At 73.5% G+C, this 19,349-nt stretch carries 13 protein-coding genes; 7 read left to right on the top strand and 6 right to left on the bottom strand.

Going from position 1 to position 19,349, the window contains the following annotated elements:
- Window positions 1–27 precede the first annotated feature (27 nt).
- Both GA0070623_RS21510 and GA0070623_RS21505 read left to right on the top strand, forming a co-directional pair.
- Window positions 28–342 (top strand): hypothetical protein, encoded by a 315-nt coding sequence (locus GA0070623_RS21510; RefSeq protein WP_067311740.1) that lies wholly within the window; start codon window positions 28–30, stop codon window positions 340–342.
- Window positions 343–460: 118 nt separating this feature from the next.
- Entirely contained in the window at window positions 461–1,186 is a 726-nt protein-coding gene (locus GA0070623_RS21505; RefSeq protein ID WP_067311743.1) for a methyltransferase domain-containing protein, read from the top strand.
- Window positions 1,187–1,241: 55 nt separating this feature from the next.
- Here GA0070623_RS21505 and GA0070623_RS21500 read toward each other — a convergent pair whose 3' ends face one another.
- On the bottom strand, window positions 1,242–2,243 hold the full coding sequence (locus tag GA0070623_RS21500) for a LacI family DNA-binding transcriptional regulator (protein WP_067311746.1): 1,002 nt from the start codon (window positions 2,241–2,243) through the stop codon (window positions 1,242–1,244).
- A gap of 139 nt (window positions 2,244–2,382) precedes the next feature.
- Between GA0070623_RS21500 and arfA the strand changes: the two genes are divergently transcribed.
- Window positions 2,383–3,894: an arabinosylfuranosidase ArfA gene (gene arfA, locus GA0070623_RS21495; RefSeq protein WP_067311748.1), complete on the top strand. Its 1,512-nt coding sequence runs from the start codon at window positions 2,383–2,385 to the stop codon at window positions 3,892–3,894.
- 67 nt (window positions 3,895–3,961) lie between these two features.
- On the opposite strand, the gene GA0070623_RS21490 is transcribed toward arfA, so the two are convergent.
- Complete coding sequence (locus GA0070623_RS21490) at window positions 3,962–5,467, bottom strand: amino acid permease (RefSeq protein ID WP_231932513.1); 1,506 nt, start codon at window positions 5,465–5,467, stop codon at window positions 3,962–3,964.
- Window positions 5,468–5,890: 423 nt separating this feature from the next.
- Here GA0070623_RS21490 and GA0070623_RS21485 point away from each other — a divergent pair, with 423 nt between their 5' ends.
- Complete coding sequence (locus GA0070623_RS21485) at window positions 5,891–7,606, top strand: glycoside hydrolase family 10 protein (protein WP_067311751.1); 1,716 nt, start codon at window positions 5,891–5,893, stop codon at window positions 7,604–7,606.
- Between the two features lie 135 nt (window positions 7,607–7,741).
- Here GA0070623_RS21485 and GA0070623_RS21480 read toward each other — a convergent pair whose 3' ends face one another.
- Both GA0070623_RS21480 and GA0070623_RS21475 read right to left on the bottom strand, forming a co-directional pair.
- Window positions 7,742–10,585, bottom strand: a complete 2,844-nt coding sequence (locus GA0070623_RS21480; RefSeq protein WP_067311755.1) for an ATP-binding protein — start codon at window positions 10,583–10,585, stop codon at window positions 7,742–7,744.
- A 154-nt stretch (window positions 10,586–10,739) separates the two neighbouring features.
- Complete coding sequence (locus tag GA0070623_RS21475) at window positions 10,740–10,964, bottom strand: FmdB family zinc ribbon protein (protein ID WP_067311758.1); 225 nt, start codon at window positions 10,962–10,964, stop codon at window positions 10,740–10,742.
- Between the two features lie 56 nt (window positions 10,965–11,020).
- Here GA0070623_RS21475 and GA0070623_RS21470 point away from each other — a divergent pair, with 56 nt between their 5' ends.
- The 3 genes from GA0070623_RS21470 (at window position 11,021) to GA0070623_RS21460 (ending at window position 16,835) form a co-directional block, all read left to right on the top strand.
- Window positions 11,021–12,313: a lytic transglycosylase domain-containing protein gene (locus GA0070623_RS21470; protein ID WP_084261451.1), complete on the top strand. Its 1,293-nt coding sequence runs from the start codon at window positions 11,021–11,023 to the stop codon at window positions 12,311–12,313.
- A 72-nt stretch (window positions 12,314–12,385) separates the two neighbouring features.
- Window positions 12,386–13,402, top strand: a complete 1,017-nt coding sequence (locus GA0070623_RS21465; RefSeq protein WP_067311775.1) for a GNAT family N-acetyltransferase — start codon at window positions 12,386–12,388, stop codon at window positions 13,400–13,402.
- Between the two features lie 160 nt (window positions 13,403–13,562).
- The gene (locus GA0070623_RS21460) at window positions 13,563–16,835 is read left to right on the top strand and encodes a lamin tail domain-containing protein (protein ID WP_067311764.1); all 3,273 of its coding nucleotides are present in this window, start codon (window positions 13,563–13,565) and stop codon (window positions 16,833–16,835) included.
- 57 nt (window positions 16,836–16,892) lie between these two features.
- Here the strand turns inward: GA0070623_RS21460 and GA0070623_RS21455 are convergent, their stop codons facing one another.
- Window positions 16,893–17,564 (bottom strand): helix-turn-helix domain-containing protein, encoded by a 672-nt coding sequence (locus GA0070623_RS21455; protein ID WP_067311767.1) that lies wholly within the window; start codon window positions 17,562–17,564, stop codon window positions 16,893–16,895.
- A 784-nt stretch (window positions 17,565–18,348) separates the two neighbouring features.
- Complete coding sequence (gene hemB / locus GA0070623_RS21450) at window positions 18,349–19,332, bottom strand: porphobilinogen synthase (protein ID WP_067314997.1); 984 nt, start codon at window positions 19,330–19,332, stop codon at window positions 18,349–18,351.
- Window positions 19,333–19,349 lie beyond the last annotated feature (17 nt).

Below are 19,349 nucleotides of genomic sequence, written 5' to 3'. Positions count from 1 at the left end.
CCGGCAGCGGCGGGATGACAATGGGTCATGCTCAAGTGGGAGTACGCGCTGCTGGTGCGGCGTCGCCAGCCGACCGCCTCCGACCTCAGCTGGGAGGTCGTCTTCGTCTGGTACGGCCCGGACGGATCGATGATCGACGTGACCGCCTACGGGGACACCGCGCTGGCCCACCTGAACCGGGCCGGCGACCAGGGGTGGGAACTCGTCGGGATGAGTGAGGACCCGTCCCTGGCGGGCCACAACGAGCTGCACCGCTACCACCTCAAGCGCCCGAAGGCGGCAGGCGCGCCCCGCCAGCGCATCCGGGCCGTCGGCCGGCCCACCCGACGTACCGGCGGCTGACCCGGCTGGCGCTGGCTGAGACCCGGCCGGTGCCGGTGGCTGACCCGGCGGACGCCGGTGCACCCGATCGGGTGGTGTGCCGGGCCGGAGAGCGGGTAACGGCCGGCGGGAGGTGGCCATGGTCGCGTTGGCGCAGGCACCGCCCTCGGCCGAACGGCTGCGGGCGCTCGACGGGTTCCTCGACGCGGCCTGGGCCGAGCAGGCCCGCCACGACGAGCGGTTACGCGGGCTCGCGGTCGAGGTGCGGTTCGACCGGGGGGTCGCCCACCTGGCCGGCGAGGTGGCCGAGCCGGGTCAGTTGCGGCTGGTCCGTGAGCTGGTCGGTCGGCTGGCCGGGGTGTACGGCGTGTGGGGGCGGGTGCGGGTCTCCGGTCGGGATCCGGTGGTGGTGGACCTGGGCTGCGGTGGTCAGAAGCAGTACCCGACGAACCTGGGGCTGGACATCTTCCCGGCCCCCGGGGTGGACGCGGTGGCGGACCTGTCCGGGTCGCTGCCGCTGGCCGACGCCTGCGTCGACGTCATCTTCACCGTGCACATCCTGGAGCACCTGATCGACTTCCTGCCGCTGCTGGACGAGTGTCACCGGGTACTCCGGCCGGGCGGCGTGCTGCACGTGATGAGCCCCTGGTGGGGGCATGTGAACGCGGTGGCCGACCCGACCCACGTCCGGCTGCTGGACGTACAGACGATCAAGGGGGTCTGCGGGCAGCGCCCGCCGGGCACCCCGCGCTGGTATCCGCTGCACGCCGGCTGCGACGGCGCGTCCATCTTCGCCGACCTCACCCCGCTGCCCGCCGACGCGCCACCGGTCGCCCCGGCCCACCTGGCCCGCTTCTTCGACTGACTACCGGTCGGCGGTGCCGACGACCCGACCGCTCCGACGCAACGGCGGCCCGGGGTCAGCCGGTGCTCTCGCGGGGGGTCAGGCGGTGCGGGGCGGTGAGTTCCCGTGCGGGCGCGTCCCGGTCGCCGGCGAGCCGGCCGGCGAGCAGGTCGACCGCGAGCCGGGCGATCCGTTCCTTGTCCGGGGCGACGGTGGTCAGGGTGGGCACGCTGAACCGCCCGTCCTCGATGTCGTCGAAGCCGGCGACGGCCACGTCGGCGGGGATCCGGAGCCCGGCCTCGTGCAGGGCGCGGAGCGCACCGAGGGCGAGGGTGTCGTTGAAGCAGAAGACCGCGTCCGGGCGGGCTCCGGAGGCGAGCAGGTGACGCGTGGCGGCGGCCCCGTCGGCGCGGTGCCAGGCCGGGGTGGCGGCGACCAGGCGTTCGTCGTACCCGATACCGGCCTCGGTCAGGGCGGCGGTGTAGCCGGCCAGCCGGAGGCGGGCACCGGCGCCCTCGGGGGTGTGCTGCGCGCCGACGGCGGCGATCCGGCGACGGCCGAGGCCGATCAGGTGGGCGGTCATCTCCTGGGCGGCGGTCACGTTGTCGATCACCACGTGGTCGGCGGTGCCGTGGTCCGCCCGCTCACCGAGCAACACCATCGGCATGCCGTCCAGGCCGGTGAGGTCGTCGGCGGTCAGGGACAGCGGGCTGAAGATCAGACCGTCGATCATGTGGTCGCCGATGCCGGCGGCGGCGACCCGTTCCCGCTCGGGGCCGCCGCCGGTCTGGTCGATGAGCACGGTCCAGCCGTGGTCGGCGGCGGCGGCGACCACGTGCCGGGCCAGCTCGGCGAAGTACGGGATGTCCAGCTCCGGGACGGCGAGGGCGATCACGCCGGTACGCCCCTTGCGCAGGTTGCGGGCGGACAGGTTGGGCCGGTAGCGGAGTTCAGCGATGGCCGCCTCGACCCGCGCGCGGGTGTCCGGTCGTACGTGCTGGTAGCCGTTGACCACGTTCGACACGGTCTTGACCGACACCCCGGCCCGTTCGGCCACATCCTTCAGTGTGTGCCGCACGATCGGCCACCTCCCGCCTCCGACCCCGGACTCTATCGCGCACCCGACGAGCCTTTACAACGTTGGTTACAACGTTGTAGAAACACGGGTGGCGGCGTGACCGCCGTCACGGAGCAGGTCGAGGAAAGGTGGCACCCCCGTGCGTACAGCCCGGTTGACGATCGACCCGGCCTTCGCGATCGGAGCCGTGGACCGACGGCTCTTCGGCTCCTTCGTCGAACACCTCGGCCGCTGCGTGTACGGCGGCATCCACGAGCCGGGCCACCCCGAGGCCGACCCGCTCGGCCTGCGCCGCGACGTGCTGGCGCTGACCCGGGAGCTGGGCGTCTCGATGGTCCGCTACCCCGGCGGCAACTTCGTCTCCGGCTACCGCTGGGAGGACGGCGTCGGCCCGGTCGACGACCGCCCCCGCCGGCTGGACCTGGCCTGGAAGACCATCGAGCCCAACACGTTCGGCCTCGACGAGTTCATGGCCTGGGCCGCCGCCGCGCAGGTCGAGCCGATGATGGCTGTCAACCTCGGCACCCGGGGCGTGCAGGAGGCGTGCGACCTGCTGGAGTACGCCAATCACCCGGGCGGCACCCGGCTGTCCGACCTGCGCCGCGCCCACGGCGCCCAGCAGCCGTACGGGATCCGGCTGTGGTGCCTCGGCAACGAGCTGGACGGCCCCTGGCAGGTCGGCCACAAGACCGCCGAGGAGTACGGCCGGCTCGCCGCCGAGACCGCGCGGGCGATGAAGCTGATCGACCCCTCGGTCAGCCTGGTCGCCTGCGGCAGCTCCGGTCGGGGCATGCCCACCTTCGCCTCCTGGGAGGCGACCGTGCTGGAACACACCTACGAGCACGTCGACTACATCTCCGCGCACTCCTACTACGACCCGACCGACGGTGACCGGGCCAGCCTGCTGGCCTCGGCCGTCGACATGGACGCTTTCATCAGCGAGGTGGTCGCCACCGCCGACCACGTGGCCGCCCGGCTACGGCAGACCCGCAAGCTGAAGGTCTCCTTCGACGAGTGGAACGTCTGGTACCAGTCCCGCGTCCAGGGCGACCTGGACGGACGCGGCTGGGTCGAGGCACCGGCGCTGCTCGAGGACGACTACACCGCCGTCGATGCGGTGGTCGTCGGCGACCTGCTGATCACCCTGCTCCGGCACGCCGACCGGGTCGGCGTCGCCGCCCAGGCCCAGCTCGCCAACGTGATCGCCCCGATCCGGACCCGCACCGGCGGGCCGGCCTGGCGGCAGACCATCTTCCACCCGTTCGCGTTGACCGCCCGGTACGCCAGGGGCACCGTGCTGCGCACCGAGCCCGTCTCGCCGACCTACCCGACGAAGCGGTACGGCGACGTGCCGGTGCTGGACACCGTCGCATTGCACGACGAGGAGTCCGGCGGGCTGACCGTGTTCGCCGTCAACCGGGGCACCGACGACCTCCCGCTCGACCTCGACCTGCGCGGCCTGTCCGGGCTGCGCCCGGTGCAGCACCTCAGCCTCGTCGCCGGGGACGACCCGGAGGGGGTCAACACCGAGGCCGAGCCCGACCGGGTCACCCCCCGGGAACTCCCTACCGGCACGGTCGACGGCGACCGCTGCGCCGTACGCCTGCCGGCGGTCTCCTGGAACGTGCTGCGGTTCGCCCCCCTGGCCTGACCGGCATCCGGGGTCGACGACTCGGGTGCCGGCCGGCGGAACGACAGGGCCGGCACCCGGTCGGTGGTCAGGCCGGTGTGGGCTCCGAGTCGCGGTCCTCGACGGCTTCGCCGGTGGCGAGACGGTTGTGGCGGTAGCCGTAGCAGAAGTAGATGATCCCGCCGAGCGCCATCCAGATGAGGAACCTGATCCAGGTCTCGATCGACAGGTTGAGCGTCAGGTAGAGGCAGGCCAGCGCGGTGAAGATCGGCAGCACCGGGGAGAACGGAACCCGGAACGGCCGTTCGAGGTCGGGGCGCTTACGGCGCAGGATCGGCACCGCGATCGAGACGATCATGAAGGCGCAGAGCGCACCGACGCTCACCAGGTCGGCCAACGCCGACAGCGGCAGGAATCCGGCCAGCAGCGCCACCGCCACGGTCATCAGCGCGGAGATCCGGTACGGGGTGCCCCAGCGCGGGTGGATCCGGGCGACCGAGGGCGGGAGCAGGCCGTCCCGGGAGATGGCGAAGCCGATCCGGCCCATGGCCACCAGGTCCACCAGGATCACGCTGGTCAGGCCGGCGACGGCGGCGATGGAGACGAGCACCCCGGCCCAGCTCGCGCCGACCGCGTTGAAGGCCGCGGCGATCGGAGCACCCCGGTCGATCTCGCCGTACGGCACCATGCCGACCACGACCAGCGAGACGCCGATGTAGAGCGCGGTGGAGATCAACAGGGTGCCGAACAGGCCCAGGGTCAGGTCCCGCTTGGGCCGCCGGGTCTCCTCACCCAGGTTGGCCACCGCCTCGAACCCGGTGTACGCGAAGAAGACCACCGCGGCGGCGCTGAGCACCCCGACGAAACCGAAGATGGACGGCTCCAGCCCGAACAGCGCCTGGATGACCGGCTGCTTGATCCCGTCGTCGCCGGCCCCGGCCGGTTCGGCCGGCGGGATGAACGGGCTGAGGTTGGCGGCCTTCACGAAGAACAGCCCGGCGACCACGACGAAGACGCAGATCGCGACCTTCACCACGACCAGCAGGTTGGTGATCCGGGCCGACTCGCGGATGCCGACGATGGCGATCACACCGAGCAGCAGCACGATGCCGATCGCGCCCAGGTTGACCACGCTGCCCTCTTCGGCGAACCAGGCGCTCGGCAGGCCGAACAGCTCGGCCAGGTAACCGGACCAGCCCCGGGCCACCACCGCCGCCCCGAGGGCGAACTCCAGCAGCAGGTCCCAGCCGATGATCCAGGCGACGATCTCGCCCATCGTGGCGTACGCGTAGGTGTAGGCGCTGCCGGCGGTCGGCACACTCGACGCCAGCTCGGCGTAGCAGAGCGCGGCGAGCAGGGCGACCGCCCCGGCGATGGCGAACGAGATCACCACGCCCGGCCCGGCGCTGTCCCGCGCCTCGATGCCGGTGAGGGTGAAGATGCCGGTGCCGATCACGATGCCGATGCCGAATCCGGTGAGGTCCCGTGCGCCCAGCCGCCGTTTCAGGCCGGGGCCACCGTCACTGCCGTCGGCGTTGCCCTGGGCAACCACGTCCTTGATCGGTTTGGTTCGCAGCACGGACACTGCGCTCACCCCTCCCACCACCGCGACCACCCTGCTGGGGCCGGTGCCGGGCGTTGCTACCCATCCCGAACCCCCGCCAATCACCCACCCCCACCACGGTTCCCTGACCCTGAGTCCCCAGCCTGACCACTTTCGGTCACCCGCCCCCTCCCGGTCACCCCTTGCGCCCACCCACCCGGATATGGAAATTTCCCACCAGCACCCCATCCACCCCAACCGATCCCCCACCCACCCCGACCCCCGCCTCACACCGCCTCGCCTCGCCTCGCCTCGCCCCGGTGATCAAGAGGTTTGCGTCATGCGTTCCGCCTGAAGTTGACGCAAACCTCTTGATCACCGGGGCGACAGAGGGGGCCAGTGGGGCGCACGGGGGGGTGGTGGAAGGGGGGTGGGGGTGGGGGTGGGAGGGGAGATGAGGGAGGGGTGTGGGGTATGCGGGTGAGTCGGTTGGGTGGGGTCGGGCTGGTGCTGGGGCTGGTCGCGGGGCTTGGTGGTGTTGGTCCGGTGGCGGCGGCCAGCGCGGGCGGGACCACCCCCTCCGGCGGGGCCACAGCCAGCGGGGCCATAACCGGTGCCACCATCAGCGGCGGGGCCGACGCGGTGGCGTGCGAGGTCGATCCGGCGGTGCCGAAGCGGCAGTTCCGGGCCATGTGGATCTCGTCGGTGGTGAACATCGACTGGCCGAGCGCGGGTTCCCGGACCGCCCCGGACCGGGTCGCCGCCCAGCAGGCCGAGTACCGGGGCTGGCTCGACCTGGCGCAGCGGCTGCACCACAACGCGGTGGTGGTCCAGGTCCGCCCGACCGCCGACGCATTCTGGCCGTCCCGGTACGAGCCGTGGTCGGAGTACCTGACCGGGGTGCGGGGGCAGGACCCGGGCTGGGATCCGTTGGCCTTTCTGGTCGCCGAGTCGCACCGGCGGAACCTGGAGTTCCACGCCTGGTTCAACCCGTACCGGATCTCCATGCCGGCGCCCGGCGGCGCGGGCGCGGATCTCGGGCAGCTCGCCCCGGACCACCCGGCCCGGCAGCACCCCGGGTGGGCGTTCGCCTACCCGCCGGCCGGTGTCGCCGGCAGCCGGCTCTACTACGACCCGGGCGTCCCGGAGGTACGCGAGTTCGTGCAGACCGCGATGATGGACGCGGTATCCCGGTACGACATCGACGGGGTGCACTTCGACGACTACTTCTACCCGTATCCGAGCGGCACCTACCCGGTGCCCGACGACGCCACGTTCGCCGCGTACCACCGGGGGTTCACCGACCGGGCCGCCTGGCGGCGCGACAACATCGACCTGCTCATCCAGGAGATGGGCGCCCGGATCAGGGCGGTCAAGCCGTGGGTGAAGTTCGGGGTGAGCCCGTTCGGCATCTGGCGCAACGCCAGCGCCGACCCGGACGGCTCGGACACCACCGGCAGCCAGTCCTACGACATCGTCTCGGCCGACACCCGCAGGTGGGTCAAGCAGGAGTGGATCGACTACATCGTGCCGCAGCTCTACTGGTACATCGGCCAGTATCCGGCCGCCGACTACGCCCGGCTGGTGCCCTGGTGGGCGCAGACGGTGCGCGGCACCCGGGTGCAGCTCTACATCGGCCAGGCGGACTACAAGAGCGGTGACCCGGCCTACGGCACGTACTGGATGAACCCGCAGGAGCTGTCCGACCACCTGACACTCAACCGGTCCTACCCGGAGGTGCTCGGCAACGTGCACTTCTCCGCCGTCCAGGTGCGGGCCGACCGGCTCGGCGCGACGAGCGCCTACGCCGCCGCGCACTACTCCCGCCCGGCACTGGTGCCACCCATGCCGCACCTGCCGGCCGGGCCGCTGCTGCGACCGGCGCTCACCGGGGCCGAGCGGACCACCGACGGGGTACGGCTGCGCTGGCGTCAACCGGCCGACGGGAGAGGTCCACTCGGCACCGCCACGTCGTACGCGGTCTACCGTTTCGACGGCCCCGGCCGGGTCGACGCGTGTGACCGGGCCGACGCGGCGCATCTCGTCGGCACCGTCCGGGCCGCGCCGGGTCGGTCGCAGTCCTGGGTGGACGCCACCGCCGAGCCGGGCCGGACGTACACCTACCAGGTGACCGCCCTGGACCGGCTGTGGAACGAGAGCGCCGCCTCGGCGACCCGCACGGTCCGCTGACCGCGTCGGACGCACCGGCCCCGACCGGCCCGCCCGCCGGAGTGCCGCCACCGGGCGGGCCGCCGGGTGCTGCGGCTCGCCCGACCAGCCCCTGACCGGCCGCGCCGTTTCCGGGTCAGCGGGCGACGCGGCGGGTCAGGCCCACTCCTCCCGACGGTCCGCGTCCCGCCGGCTGATCGGGCGGGGCGTCATGGGGCGGGGCATCAGCGGGCCGGTCGTCCGGAACCGCACCGAGTCCGCGGCCATGTCCGGGTGCTCCACCGCGAACGCCAACGCCGCCGCCTCCTCCAGGCCCAGCTCACCGCCCTCGCCGTACGCGGCGTCGAAGGCCGCGTCGCCGAGGACCCGCCGCAGGTCGGCCTGCCGTTCGAGCCAGTACGCCCCGAAGATGCCGGGGGTGCCGCGCAGCCGGGCCCGGGTGGCCTGGGCCGCGCCGAAGAGCCGGGCCGCCGTCAGCGGCTCCCCACCCAACGCGCACCGCACCGCCACCGCGTTCACCGTGTCGCAGGCCCGCCCGTGGTAGCCGTGCCCCATCCGCGCCCGCAACGCCACCAGCAGGTGATCGTGTGCGGCCACCAGGTCACGCCGGGCCAGCGCCACCATGCCGAGCAGCATGTCCACCGACCGGCGACCACGCTCCACCGGCCGGGTGGCCTCCACCAGCCGGACCGCCCCGAGCAGCTCCGCCGCCTCCGTCAACGCGCCCCGCCGCCACAGCAGCTCGGCGAGGTTGTAGCTGGCCAGCAGCGCGTCCCCGCTGACCCCCTGCTCGTCGGCCCAGTCGATGACCTCCCGGCAGATCCGCTCCGCCTCGGCGAACTGCCCCATGTCGATCAACGGAACGGCCCGCCCGGCGAGCACCCGGGCCAGCAGCCCCGCGTCACCCGCCTGCCGGGCCGCCGCCTCCGCCCGCTGGGAGAACCGCAGCTCCTCGCCGAACTCGCCGTCCGCACCGGCGTGCAGCGAGTGCAGGTGGTACGCCGCCGCCAGCTCCGCCTCGGGAATCGCCTCGCCGGTCTCGGCGATCCGCCCGTACAGCCGGAACAGCCACAGCCGGGCCTCCCGGGACAGCCCCCGCTCCCGCCACCACTGGTCCAGCCCGCGGGCCAGCCGCAGCCCGGCCCGGGCACTGCCCCCGGTCGCCGACCAGCGCAGGGCCGCCCGCAGCTCACCGGCGAGCGGGTCCAACGCGTACAGCGACAGGGTGACCGGGCGGCCGTCCGCCCCGAGGTGCGCCCGGTGCAGCGCGTGCTGCGCCCAGGCCACGTGCCGGTCCCGGGCGGCGTGTTCCTCGCCGGTCTCGACCAGCCGCCGCGCGGCGTACGCCCGAATCGGGTCGAGCATCCGGTAGGTGCTGCCGGAGGCGTGCCGTTCGGCCAGCATCATCGACTTGTCCACCAGCACCGACAGCGGGTCGAGCGAGTCGTCGCCGAGCATCCACTCCACCGTGGCCAGGTCCACCGGCCCGGAGAAGACCGCCAACCAGCGCAGCAGTCGGGACGCCCGGGGCCCCAACGTCCGGTACGACCAGGTGACGGTGGCCTGCATGGTGAGGTGCCGTTCGGTGGCGGACCGCTGCACCGCCCGGTGCGCCGGGCTCGGCGGCGTCTGGCCGGAGGCGGCGGCGACCAGATCCACGGTGTCCTGCTGGTTGGCCGCCCAGCCCCGGTCGGCGGGGGGCTCCGGAGCGTCCCGACCGGCGTCGAGGGTGCCCAGCACGTCGTCGAGGCGGGTGGCCAACTGGCTGGCGGACAGCACCCGCAACCGGGCCGCGGCCAGCTCGATCGCCAACGGCAACCCGTCCAGCCGCTGCACCACCCGACGCAGGTCGGCGGCCTCCGTCCATTCCGGCGGACGACCACCCCGGGCCGCCGCCGTACGGTCCAGCAGCAACGCCACCGCGTCACTCTCGGTACGGCCCGGCTGCGGGTCGACCGCCAGCGGCGGAATCCGCCACACCAGCTCCCCGGGAAGACCGAACGCCTCCCGGCTGGTGGCCAGCACCCGGACCCCGACGCCGCCGGCCAGCAGCCGGGAGATCACCTCGGCGCAGGCGGCCGGCTGGGCGTCACAGGTGTCGAGGACCAGCAGCATCCGGCGCAGGGCCGCGTGTTCGACCAGGGTGTCCACGATCGGGCGGCCCGGTTCCGGACGCGGCCCGAGGACGGCGGCGATCGCGAAGGCCACCAGCCCCGGGTCGGTCACCGTGGCGATGTCGACGAACCACACCCCGTCCGGGTACGCCTCCACCTGGCCGGACGCCACCTCCACGGCGAGCCGGGTCTTGCCGGCGCCGCCCGCGCCGACCACCGTGACCAGCCGGTGCCGGCGGGTCAGCAGGTCCAGCTCGACCCGTTCGGTCTCCCGGCCGACGAACGAGGTGACCTGGGTGGGCAGGTTGTGCGCCAACGCCTGGGCGGTACGCGGGCGGGGGAACTGCCGTTCCAGCCCGGGCGCGACGAGCTGGAACAGCCGCTCCCGGTCGTCGAAGCCCCGGAGCCGGTGCAGGCCCAGGTCGAGCAGGGCGGCCCCGGCGGGCAGCGGGTCGGCCAGCCGGGCGGTCGAGGCCGAGCAGAGCACCTGCCCGCCGTGTGCGGCGGCGGCCACCCGGGCGGCCCGGTGCACCTCGGGGCTGGCGTACTCCCCGTCGCGGGGTTCGGCGTAGCCGGTGTGCAGCCCCATCCGCACCCTCGGCGCGGCCTCCGGGTTGGGCCAGTCGTGGGTGGACAGTGCCCGCTGCGCGGTCAGGCAGGCGGTGAGCGCCGCCGACGCGTCCGGGAAGGCGAGGAAGAAGGAGTCCCCCTCGGTCAGCAGCTCCGCGCCGTCGGTCTCGGCGAGGGTGTCGCGGAGCAGCCGGCGGTGCTCCCAGAGCACCGGGCGGTAGTCCGGCCCGAGCAGCTGGGCCAACCGGGTGGAACCCTCGATGTCGGTGAACACGAAGGTCACCCAACCGCTCGGGAGGTGGATCCGTGGCGACATACGTGGCACCTCCGCCCTGACGTCGGGTTCATGCTGCCCTATGGTCAACCGGTCACGCATCGTGAGAACGGTCGGGCGATATCAGACCCAAGGGGTCACTGATTCCGGCGCACCGGTGCGCCGTGCCGTTACATCGGCCGGTGGCCGGGGCCGTTCAGCAACCGCAGCCACCACCGCAGCAGCCACCACCGGCGGGCGCGGCCGGGGCGCTCCCGGGCACGACGCCGGCACCCCGGCCGGTGACCGACACCGCCGACAGGAGCTTGACCGTGTCGGCGTGACCCTGGGGGCAGTCGGCCGGCGCACCGGCCTCGGCCATCGGTCGGTTGACCTCAAAGGTGTCGCCGCAGGCGCGGCAGCGGAACTCGTACCGGGGCATGTCTCCACCCTACGGCCGGACCTGACTCCTGGACCGCCATGGGTGATACTCAAACGGTGGTGAGCGGCGAAGATTCGACGGTACGGCCCCTGCGGGCAGCGACTCCGCCCGAGGATGCGCCCGTCACGCCGCGTCGGGGCTGGATTCCCCGCCCCCGCCGGCCCCGGCGCGATCCCGCCGTCCCGCCGGCCGCCCCGACCGACGACGCCCCGCAGGTGGGCGGCCCCACGCCCGGCGACACACCGCAGGTGGGCGGCCCCACGCCCGGCGACACACCGCAACCGGCCCCGGCGGCCGGCCCGGATGGAAAACCGGAGCCCACCGCGGACCGGCCACCGCCGCAAGCGGCGACCGACCCGGACGGCGAGCCCGACTCGAAGACCGAGGCGGGCAGCGGCACGGCGGTGGGCCGGCGGCGACGGATACCGTTCGCGCACGCCGTCCGGCTGCCGCCGCCCCGGCAGGCGGTGGGGGCGGCGACCCGGGCCACCCGGGCGTGGTCCCGCCGTCCGAGCGGTCGGCTGACCCTGCCCGGCCTGTTCCTGTTCGGGCTGGTCGCGGCGACCGCGGCGGTCGGCGCGGTGGTGGTGCCGAACGCCGTCCGGGCACCCCGCCCGGTCGCCGTGGACGAGACCGCCGCCGGTTCCGGCGCCCCGACGGGCGGGGCGACCCCGGTGCCGGTGGTGCCGGGCGCGACCGTGCCCACGCCGCCGCTGGGCAGCCTGCCGCCGGGCGGAACAGTGCCGACCGGGCCGACCGGCCCGACCGTCGGCGGCCGTCCCGCCGACGCGCTGGGCGACTGGGCCCGGGTCACCGGCAGCAAGGTGGGCATCTCCCCGATCGCCATGCAGGCGTACGGCTACGCCGAGCTGGTGCTCGCCCAGACCAACCGGAGCTGCCAGTTGAGCTGGACCACGCTCGCCGCGATCGGCTACGTCGAGTCCCGGCACGGGCAGGCCAACGGGGCGACGCTCGGGCCGGACGGCCGGGCCGTACCGGAGATCATCGGTGATCCGCTCGACGGCCAGGGCGGGCGTTCCCTGATCCGGGACACCGACGGTGGGCTGTTCGACCGGGACACCGTCTACGACCGGGCGATCGGGCCGATGCAGTTCATCCCCACCACCTGGGAGCAGGTCGGCGCGGACGCCGACAACGACGGCCGCAAGGATCCGCACGACCTGGACGACACCGCGCTCGCCGCCGGCAACTACCTCTGCCAGGGTGGCCGCAACATGACCATCCCCGGCGACTGGTGGGGCGCGATCCTCTCCTACAACGATGTACGCCGGTACGCCCAGGACGTCTTCGACAAGGCCCAGGAGTACGGACGCGCAAGCCGTACGTGAGGTGATCGTTCGCATACATTGCCGGACCGGACACTTCCCCCGGGAAGCCGTTGACGGCAAGCTAGGCGTGTGATGGTGCGCGAGTGGGATCCTCGAACCGCGTCGTCCGCCGAGATCGGCTCCGTACTGGACACGCTGAACGCGGTCCTCGCGGTCGACCTCCCGCAGGATCCGCCCTGGCGGGAGGACTCGCTGCGGGAGTACCTCTCCGAGGTGATGCCCGGCGAACGACGTATCTCCTGGGTGGCCCAGGCCGACCAGCCGGCCGACGGGGTGCCCGGTGCGATCCTCGGTCACGTGCACGTGCTGCTGCTCGGCGACATCGGCGTGCTGGAGGTGCTGGTGCACCCGACGGTGCGCCGGACCGGGCTCGGCCGGGAGCTGGTGCTGATCGCCGCCCGCCGGGTCTACCAGGAGGGCTTCCGGTCGCTCGGGGTCGAGGTGGTCGGCGACACCCCGGCGATCGGCTTCTACTCGTCGCTGGGCTTCACCCGCGAGTACGTCGAGACCCGCAGCGTGCTCGACCTGGGCACTGTCGACTGGACGGCGCTCGCCGAGATGGCCGCCGGGGTCGGCCCGGGCTACCACCTGGAGTTCTACCCGGGCGGGCCGTCCGACGACCTGATCGAGGCGTACGCGCGGGCGAAGGCCGAGGTGCGCGACGTCGAGGACGGCGACCTGCGCCCCAGCTCGTACGATCCGCAGCGGCTGCGGGACAGCCTCGACACGCTGCACCGCCGGGGGATGAAGCCGTACATCGTGCTCGCCCTGCACGAGCGCACCGGAGCGGTGGCCGGCCTGACCGAGGTGGTGGTGCCGGTCCAGCACCCCACCCGCGCCGACCAGTACGACACCATCGTGACGCGGGACCACCAGGGCTACGGCATCGACCGGGCGATCAAGGCGCGGATGCTGCTGGAGCTGCGCTCCGCCGAGCCGGAGCTGGCCGAGGTGCAGACCTGGAACACCCAGACCAACGAGGCGATGCTCAAGGTGAACGCCGAGCTGGGTTACCAACCCGACCGGGACTGGTGCGAGTACAGCGTGGACGTGGCCGAACTGGTCCACCGGCTCGACGCCCACCGCTGACCCGTCGCGCCGGCCGCCGGCGGGGTGCCGTGTCGGGCCACCGGGGACGGTCGCGTCGGGCACTGTCGTGAATTCACCACAGCGCCGCCCGGGGGATGGACGGCGGCCAGCGGCGCACCTTAACGTGCGTTGGTTCCCGTCCACCCATCGTGGAGGCCCCATGCGCCTGCGCCGCAGATTCGCCGCGCTCGCCACCGTCGCCGCCGTCGCCGTACCGGTGCTCGGCGTCGCTCCCACCGCGGCCACCGCCGCGCCCACCGACCTGTTCATCTCCGAGTACGTCGAAGGCTCGTCGAACAACAAGGCGATCGAGCTGTACAACGGCACCGGCGCGGCGGTCGACCTGACCGCCGGCGGCTACCAGCTCCAGCTCTATTTCAACGGGTCCACCACGGCCACCACCATCGCCCTCACCGGCACCGTCGCCGCCGGGGACGTCTTCGTCTTCGCCGCCGCCTCGGCCGCACCGGCGATCCTCGCCCAGGCCGACCAGACCACCGGCGCGAGCCTGTTCAACGGCGACGACGCGATCGTGCTGCGCCGCGGCGACACCGTGCTCGACGCGATCGGCCAGGTCGGCGTCGACCCGGGCACCGAGTGGGGCAGCGGGCTGACCAGCACCGCCGACAACACGCTGCGCCGGCTGCCGTCGGTCTCGGCCGGTGACACCGACCCGTCGGACGCGTTCGTCCCGGCCGCCCAGTGGGCCGGCTACGCCACCGACACCGTCGACGGGCTGGGCGCGCACACCGTCGACGGTGGCGGCCCGGTGAACCAGCCGGCCGTCCTGACCTGCGGCGGGGCGTTGACCGTCGAGGCCGGCGCGACCGGCACCCGGGAGGTCACCGGCACCGACCCGGACGACACGATCGTCGACCTGGCGGTCACCGCGGTCAGCCCGGCCCCGGCGAGCGGCTCGGTCAGCCGTACCGCGTTCACCCCGGCGACCGTGCCGGGAGGCACGGCGACCGCGACGGTCACCGCCACCGGCCTGCCCGCCGGCACGTACACGGTCACCGTGACCGCGACGGACGCCGACGGCGGCACCGCCACCTGTGCGCTCACCGTGCAGGCCAACGGGGTGCTGTCGGTCGGCCAGGTGCAGGGCCAGACCCGGGACGACGAGAACCCGCGCACCGACCGGTCGCCGCTCGCCCCGCCCTCCGGCACCGGCACCAGCCCGCTGCTGTACGACGTCCGGGGCGTGATCACCCAGAAGTCGCTGACCCGTACCTCGGCCGGCGCCGACCAGTACGGCTTCTACCTGCAGAGCCGCACCGGCACCGAGGACGGCGACCCACTCAGCTCGGACGGGATCTTCGTCTTCATGGGCGCGTTCACCACGCTGATCGGCGGCTACGCGCCGACCGTCGGCGACGAGGTGCTGCTGCGCGGCCGGGTGTCGGAGTACTTCGACCAGACCCAGCTCTCCGGTGCCTCGCTGGTCCGCCGGCTCGACACCGGGCTGGACGTGAACACCGCCGTGACGGTGGACGACGCGCTCCCGCCGGCCGACGCGACGGCGGCCGACCGGTTCTGGGAGCGGCACGAGGGTGCCCGGCTGCGGGTCCGCAGCGGCTCCGGCGTCACCGGTCCCCGGGACGTGTTCGGCTCCACCGCCGACTCGGAGGTGTGGGTGGTCGACCGGGACGACCCGCTGCTGAAGCGGGCCGACCCGTACGCCCGCCGGGTCTTCCGGGACGCCCACCCGCTGGACGACGTGCCGGGGCAGGTCTTCGACAACGGCAACGGGCAGCGCATCCTGCTCGGCGGCGGCGGTGTGAAGGCCACCGCCGGGAACTCGACGGCGCTCCTCCCGCCGGCCCGTGCCTTCGACACCCTCACCGCCGACGCGTTCGGCGCGGTGTCGTACGGCTTCAGCAAGTTCAGTGTGCAGCCGGAGTCGCTGGCCCTGACCGCCGGGGTGGACCCGGCGGCGAACAACCCGCCGCGGCCGGCGGACCGGGCCCGGGAGGTCGCGGTGGCGACCTACAACGTGGAGAACCTGTACGACTTCCGCGACGACCCGTTCGACGGCTGCGACTTCACCGGCAACGCGGGCTGCCCGGGGGTGTCCCCGCCGTTCGACTACGTGCCGGCGAGCGAGGCCGACTACCGGGAGCACCTGTCGGAGCTGGCCGCGCAGATCCGCACCGACCTGCACGCCCCGGATCTGATCCTGGTGCAGGAGGCCGAGGACCAGGACATCTGCTCGGTCTCCGGCGGCAGCCTGGTCTGCGGCACCACCGACAACGCCGACGGCGCGCCGGACACCCTCCAGGACCTGGCGCTGGCGATCCGGGCCGCCGGTGGTCCCGCCTACACGGCGGCGTACGACCGCACCGGCGCGGACGCCCGGGGCATCACCTCGGCGTTCCTCTACCGCACCGACCGGCTGTCGCTGGCCGGGGCGACCGCCACCGACCCGCTGCTCGGCTCCGCGCCCACCGTGCGGTACCGGTCGGCGGGGCTGGCGTCCAACGCGGACGTGCAGAACCCGAAGGCGCTCAACGCGGTGCTGCCGGCCGACACCGACACCTCGACCGGCAAGGACGGCGACAACGTCTTCACCCGGGCACCGCAGCTCGGCAAGTTCGTGGTGAAGGCGACGCCCGGCGGGTCGGAGTCCTACCTGCTGTACGCGCTGAGCAACCACTACTCGTCCGGGCCGGACAGCCGGGTCGGGCAGCGCACCGAGCAGGCCGCGTACGGGGCGGCGATCGTCACCGCGATCGAGGCGGCCGACCCGGACGCCCGGGTGGTGTACGGCGGGGACCTGAACGTCTTCCCCCGCCCGGACGACCCGATCGCGACCGGGGCGAACCCGACCCCGTCGGATCAGCTCGGCCCGCTCTACCGGGCCGGCCTGCGCAACCTCTGGGACGACCTGGTGGCCGACGTGCCCTCGGCGGCGTACTCGTACAGCTTCCAGGGGTCGGCGCAGACGCTGGACAACCTGTTCGTCAACGACGCGCTGCACGCCGACCTGGTGCAGATCCGGGCGGCGCACGTCAACGCGGACTGGCCGGCGGAGTTCACCGGGGACGGCACCCGGGGGGCCAGCGACCACGACCCGCAGGTGGCCCGGTTCCGCAGCCAGCCGTCGCTGCGGGTGGCCGACGCCACGGTGGTGGAGGGTGACCGGGGCACCAGCACGATGACGTTCCAGGTCACCGTGTCCCGCCCGCTGTCCCAGCTGACGACGCTCTGCGCCGCCACGGTGGGGCTGACCGCGACGGTCGTGCTGGACTTCGACCCGTACATCGGCTGCCGGGTCCTGCCCGCCGGCCAGACCTCGCTGGCGTTCCCGGTGACCGTGCGCGGTGACCGTCGGCGCGAGTCGGACGAGAAGATCGCGTTCGCGGTAGCCGGGTCGCTGAACCTACGGTTCGCCGATCCGGTGGCGACCGGCACCATCACCGACGACGACTGACGGTCCCGCACGTCCGACGGCCCGTCGACCCGGCTTCCCCGCCGGGCCGGCGGGCCGTCACCATTGCGGGCGTACCACCCGGGGCGGGGGTGGCACGTTGCGGTACTTCGCCACCCGCACCTCCCACTGGCTCCGGCGGCGCATCGCGTCCCGGACGGCCCGGTTGCGGTAGAACGTCTCCGGTGGCCGGGCGAGCCCGTAGACGTCCGCCCACCACTCACCGGGTTCCGGGTCGAGGATCGTGTCCAGGTGCGACGGGTAGCGGCGGCCCGCACCGTCCCGGGTGTCGTCGCTGTCCCGCATCGGGGTGAGCACCCGACCGGACCCGTCGACCACGGCCAGCTGGAAACCGGCCACCGCGATGATCCGACGCAGCAGGGCGATGCTCGGGGTGAGCACACCCGCCTCGATCCGCCCCACCGTGCCGTGGTGCACCCCCGCCCAGCGCGCCAGTTCCCGTTGACTCGCGTCGGCACGCCGCCGGATCGCCCGCACGATCCCGCCGGCCGACCAGGGCAGGTCGTACGGTCTGCCGGGGAAGGTCGGCGGCTCGTCCCTTTCCCTGTCCGGAGCGGGACGGGAGGCCGCAGCGGGGCCGGGCGGGGATACGGGGCCGGGCGGGGCAGCAGGGGCGCGCGGGGCTGCGGGGGCGCGCGGGGCTGCGGGGGCCGGACCGGCAGCCGGGGTGGGGTGAGCGTCGGGTGCGGGTGGCAGCGCGGGGTCGGTCATGCCGCCACCGTCGCGCCCGGCCGGGCCTCGCCGCAACCCCACCGTCGTCACCTGTGGACAACGCCGCGACCTGTGGAAAACCCCCACGCTTCGCGGACTCCACTCGATCACATGGAGTTACTTCACCCCACCATCGCCTCAATTACTGCGAGCAACGCCAGCCCGAACAACCCTCTCGCCGCCAAGATCCACAAATGCGCTCTGAGCAGCTAAAACACACGCGCCTCCCCACTCCGCCCCACTACCCCACCGAAGCTTTGCTCTGCTGCCTCATCCGCGACAGACACTCACAGTGAGTGTCGCATCAGTGGCAGCAGAGCAAAGTGTGCGAGTGGGAATGGAGGGAGGAGAGCCATAAAATGCGGAGAGTAACTAGAGCGGTTGTCCGCCGAACGGATGGTCGCCGCCGATGGGACCAGCATCGCCGGCAGCAGCAGCCCGCCGACGGTTCGGGTTCAGGTCGGCGCCGGTGCCGGCGTCGCCACGGGCCGGGGCACGGCCGGGGCGGTGTCGTCGACCGGGGTCGAGGCGGGGGCGGGGACCGGGTCCAAGGCAGGGGACCGCAGGCCAAGGCCGAGGCGCGGAGGCCAGGGGGCGGAAGCCGGGAGCAGAGGCCGGGGGCGGAAGCCGGGAGCAGAGGCCGGGGGCGGAAGCCGGGAGCAGAGGCCGGGAGCAGAGGCCAGGAGCCGCGAGCCAGGGGCGGGTGGCAGGGCTGGGAGCAGAACCCGGGTGACGTGGACGAGGGTGGGCCACGCCGGTCGTGGAACGCAGCCCGCCCCGGGGATCAGTGGCGCTGGCGGAGCAGGCCGGCGGCCTCGACCGCCCAGTAGGTGAGGATGATCTGCGCGCCGGCCCGGCGGATCGAGGTGAGCGTCTCCAGCATCACCCGCTCGCGGTCGATCCAGCCGTTCGCGGCAGCCGCCTCGACAGTCGCGTACTCGCCGGAGACCTGGTATGCGGCGACCGGCACATCGACGGCGGCCCGGACCGCCGCCACCACGTCGAGGTAGGGCAGGGCCGGCTTCACCATCACCAGGTCGGCGCCCTCGGCCACGTCCAGCTCGACCTCGCGCAGCGACTCCCGCAGGTTGGCCGGGTCCTGCTGGTAGGTGCGCCGATCACCGTCGAGCGCCGACTCGACGGCGTCGCGGAACGGGCCGTAGAAGGCGGAGGCGTACTTCGCCGCGTACGCCAGCACCGCCACGTCGGTGTGACCGGCGGCGTCCAGCGCCCGGCGGACCACCCCGACCTGGCCGTCCATCATCCCGGACGGGCCGACCATGCCGACCCCGGCGTCCGCCTGGGCCACCGCCATCTCGGCGTACGCGGCCAGGGTGGCGTCGTTGTCCACCGCACCGTCGGGGGTGAGCAGGCCGCAGTGCCCGTGCGAGGTGAACTCGTCCAGACACAGGTCGCTCATCACCACGGTGGCGTCCCCGACCTCGGCCACCACGTCGCGGATGGCGACGTTCAGGATGCCGGCCGGGTCGATGCCGCCGGAGCCGGTCGGATCCCGCCGCTCGGGCACCCCGAACAGCATGATTCCGCCCACCCCGGCCCGGACCGCCTCCACGACCGCCTTGCGCAGCGAGTCCCGGGAGTGCTGGAGCACCCCCGGGAGCGACGCGATGGGACGTGGCTCGGTCAGCCCCTCCTTGACGAACATCGGCACGACCAGCTCGGCCGGGTCGACCCGGGTCTCGGAGACCAGCCGCCGCACCGCCGCGCTACGGCGCAGCCGGCGGGGCCGGATCTCGGGGTACGGCATGCTGGGCCTCCCAGTGC

This window comes from Micromonospora rifamycinica (assembly GCF_900090265.1).
Taxonomy (GTDB): domain Bacteria; phylum Actinomycetota; class Actinomycetes; order Mycobacteriales; family Micromonosporaceae; genus Micromonospora; species Micromonospora rifamycinica.
This window is presented reverse-complemented; position numbering and strand designations above follow the sequence as displayed.

Coding starts and splice junctions, on each gene's coding strand:
- GA0070623_RS21475 (WP_067311758.1), bottom strand. CDS start 10,964: ATGCCCCGGTACGAGTTCCGCTGCCGCGCCTGCGGCGACACCTTTGAG.
- GA0070623_RS21510 (WP_067311740.1), top strand. CDS start 28: ATGCTCAAGTGGGAGTACGCGCTGCTGGTGCGGCGTCGCCAGCCGACC.
- hemB (WP_067314997.1), bottom strand. CDS start 19,332: ATGCCGTACCCCGAGATCCGGCCCCGCCGGCTGCGCCGTAGCGCGGCG.
- GA0070623_RS21460 (WP_067311764.1), top strand. CDS start 13,563: ATGCGCCTGCGCCGCAGATTCGCCGCGCTCGCCACCGTCGCCGCCGTC.
- GA0070623_RS21465 (WP_067311775.1), top strand. CDS start 12,386: ATGGTGCGCGAGTGGGATCCTCGAACCGCGTCGTCCGCCGAGATCGGC.
- GA0070623_RS21480 (WP_067311755.1), bottom strand. CDS start 10,585: ATGTCGCCACGGATCCACCTCCCGAGCGGTTGGGTGACCTTCGTGTTC.
- GA0070623_RS21505 (WP_067311743.1), top strand. CDS start 461: ATGGTCGCGTTGGCGCAGGCACCGCCCTCGGCCGAACGGCTGCGGGCG.
- GA0070623_RS21485 (WP_067311751.1), top strand. CDS start 5,891: ATGCGGGTGAGTCGGTTGGGTGGGGTCGGGCTGGTGCTGGGGCTGGTC.
- GA0070623_RS21455 (WP_067311767.1), bottom strand. CDS start 17,564: ATGACCGACCCCGCGCTGCCACCCGCACCCGACGCTCACCCCACCCCG.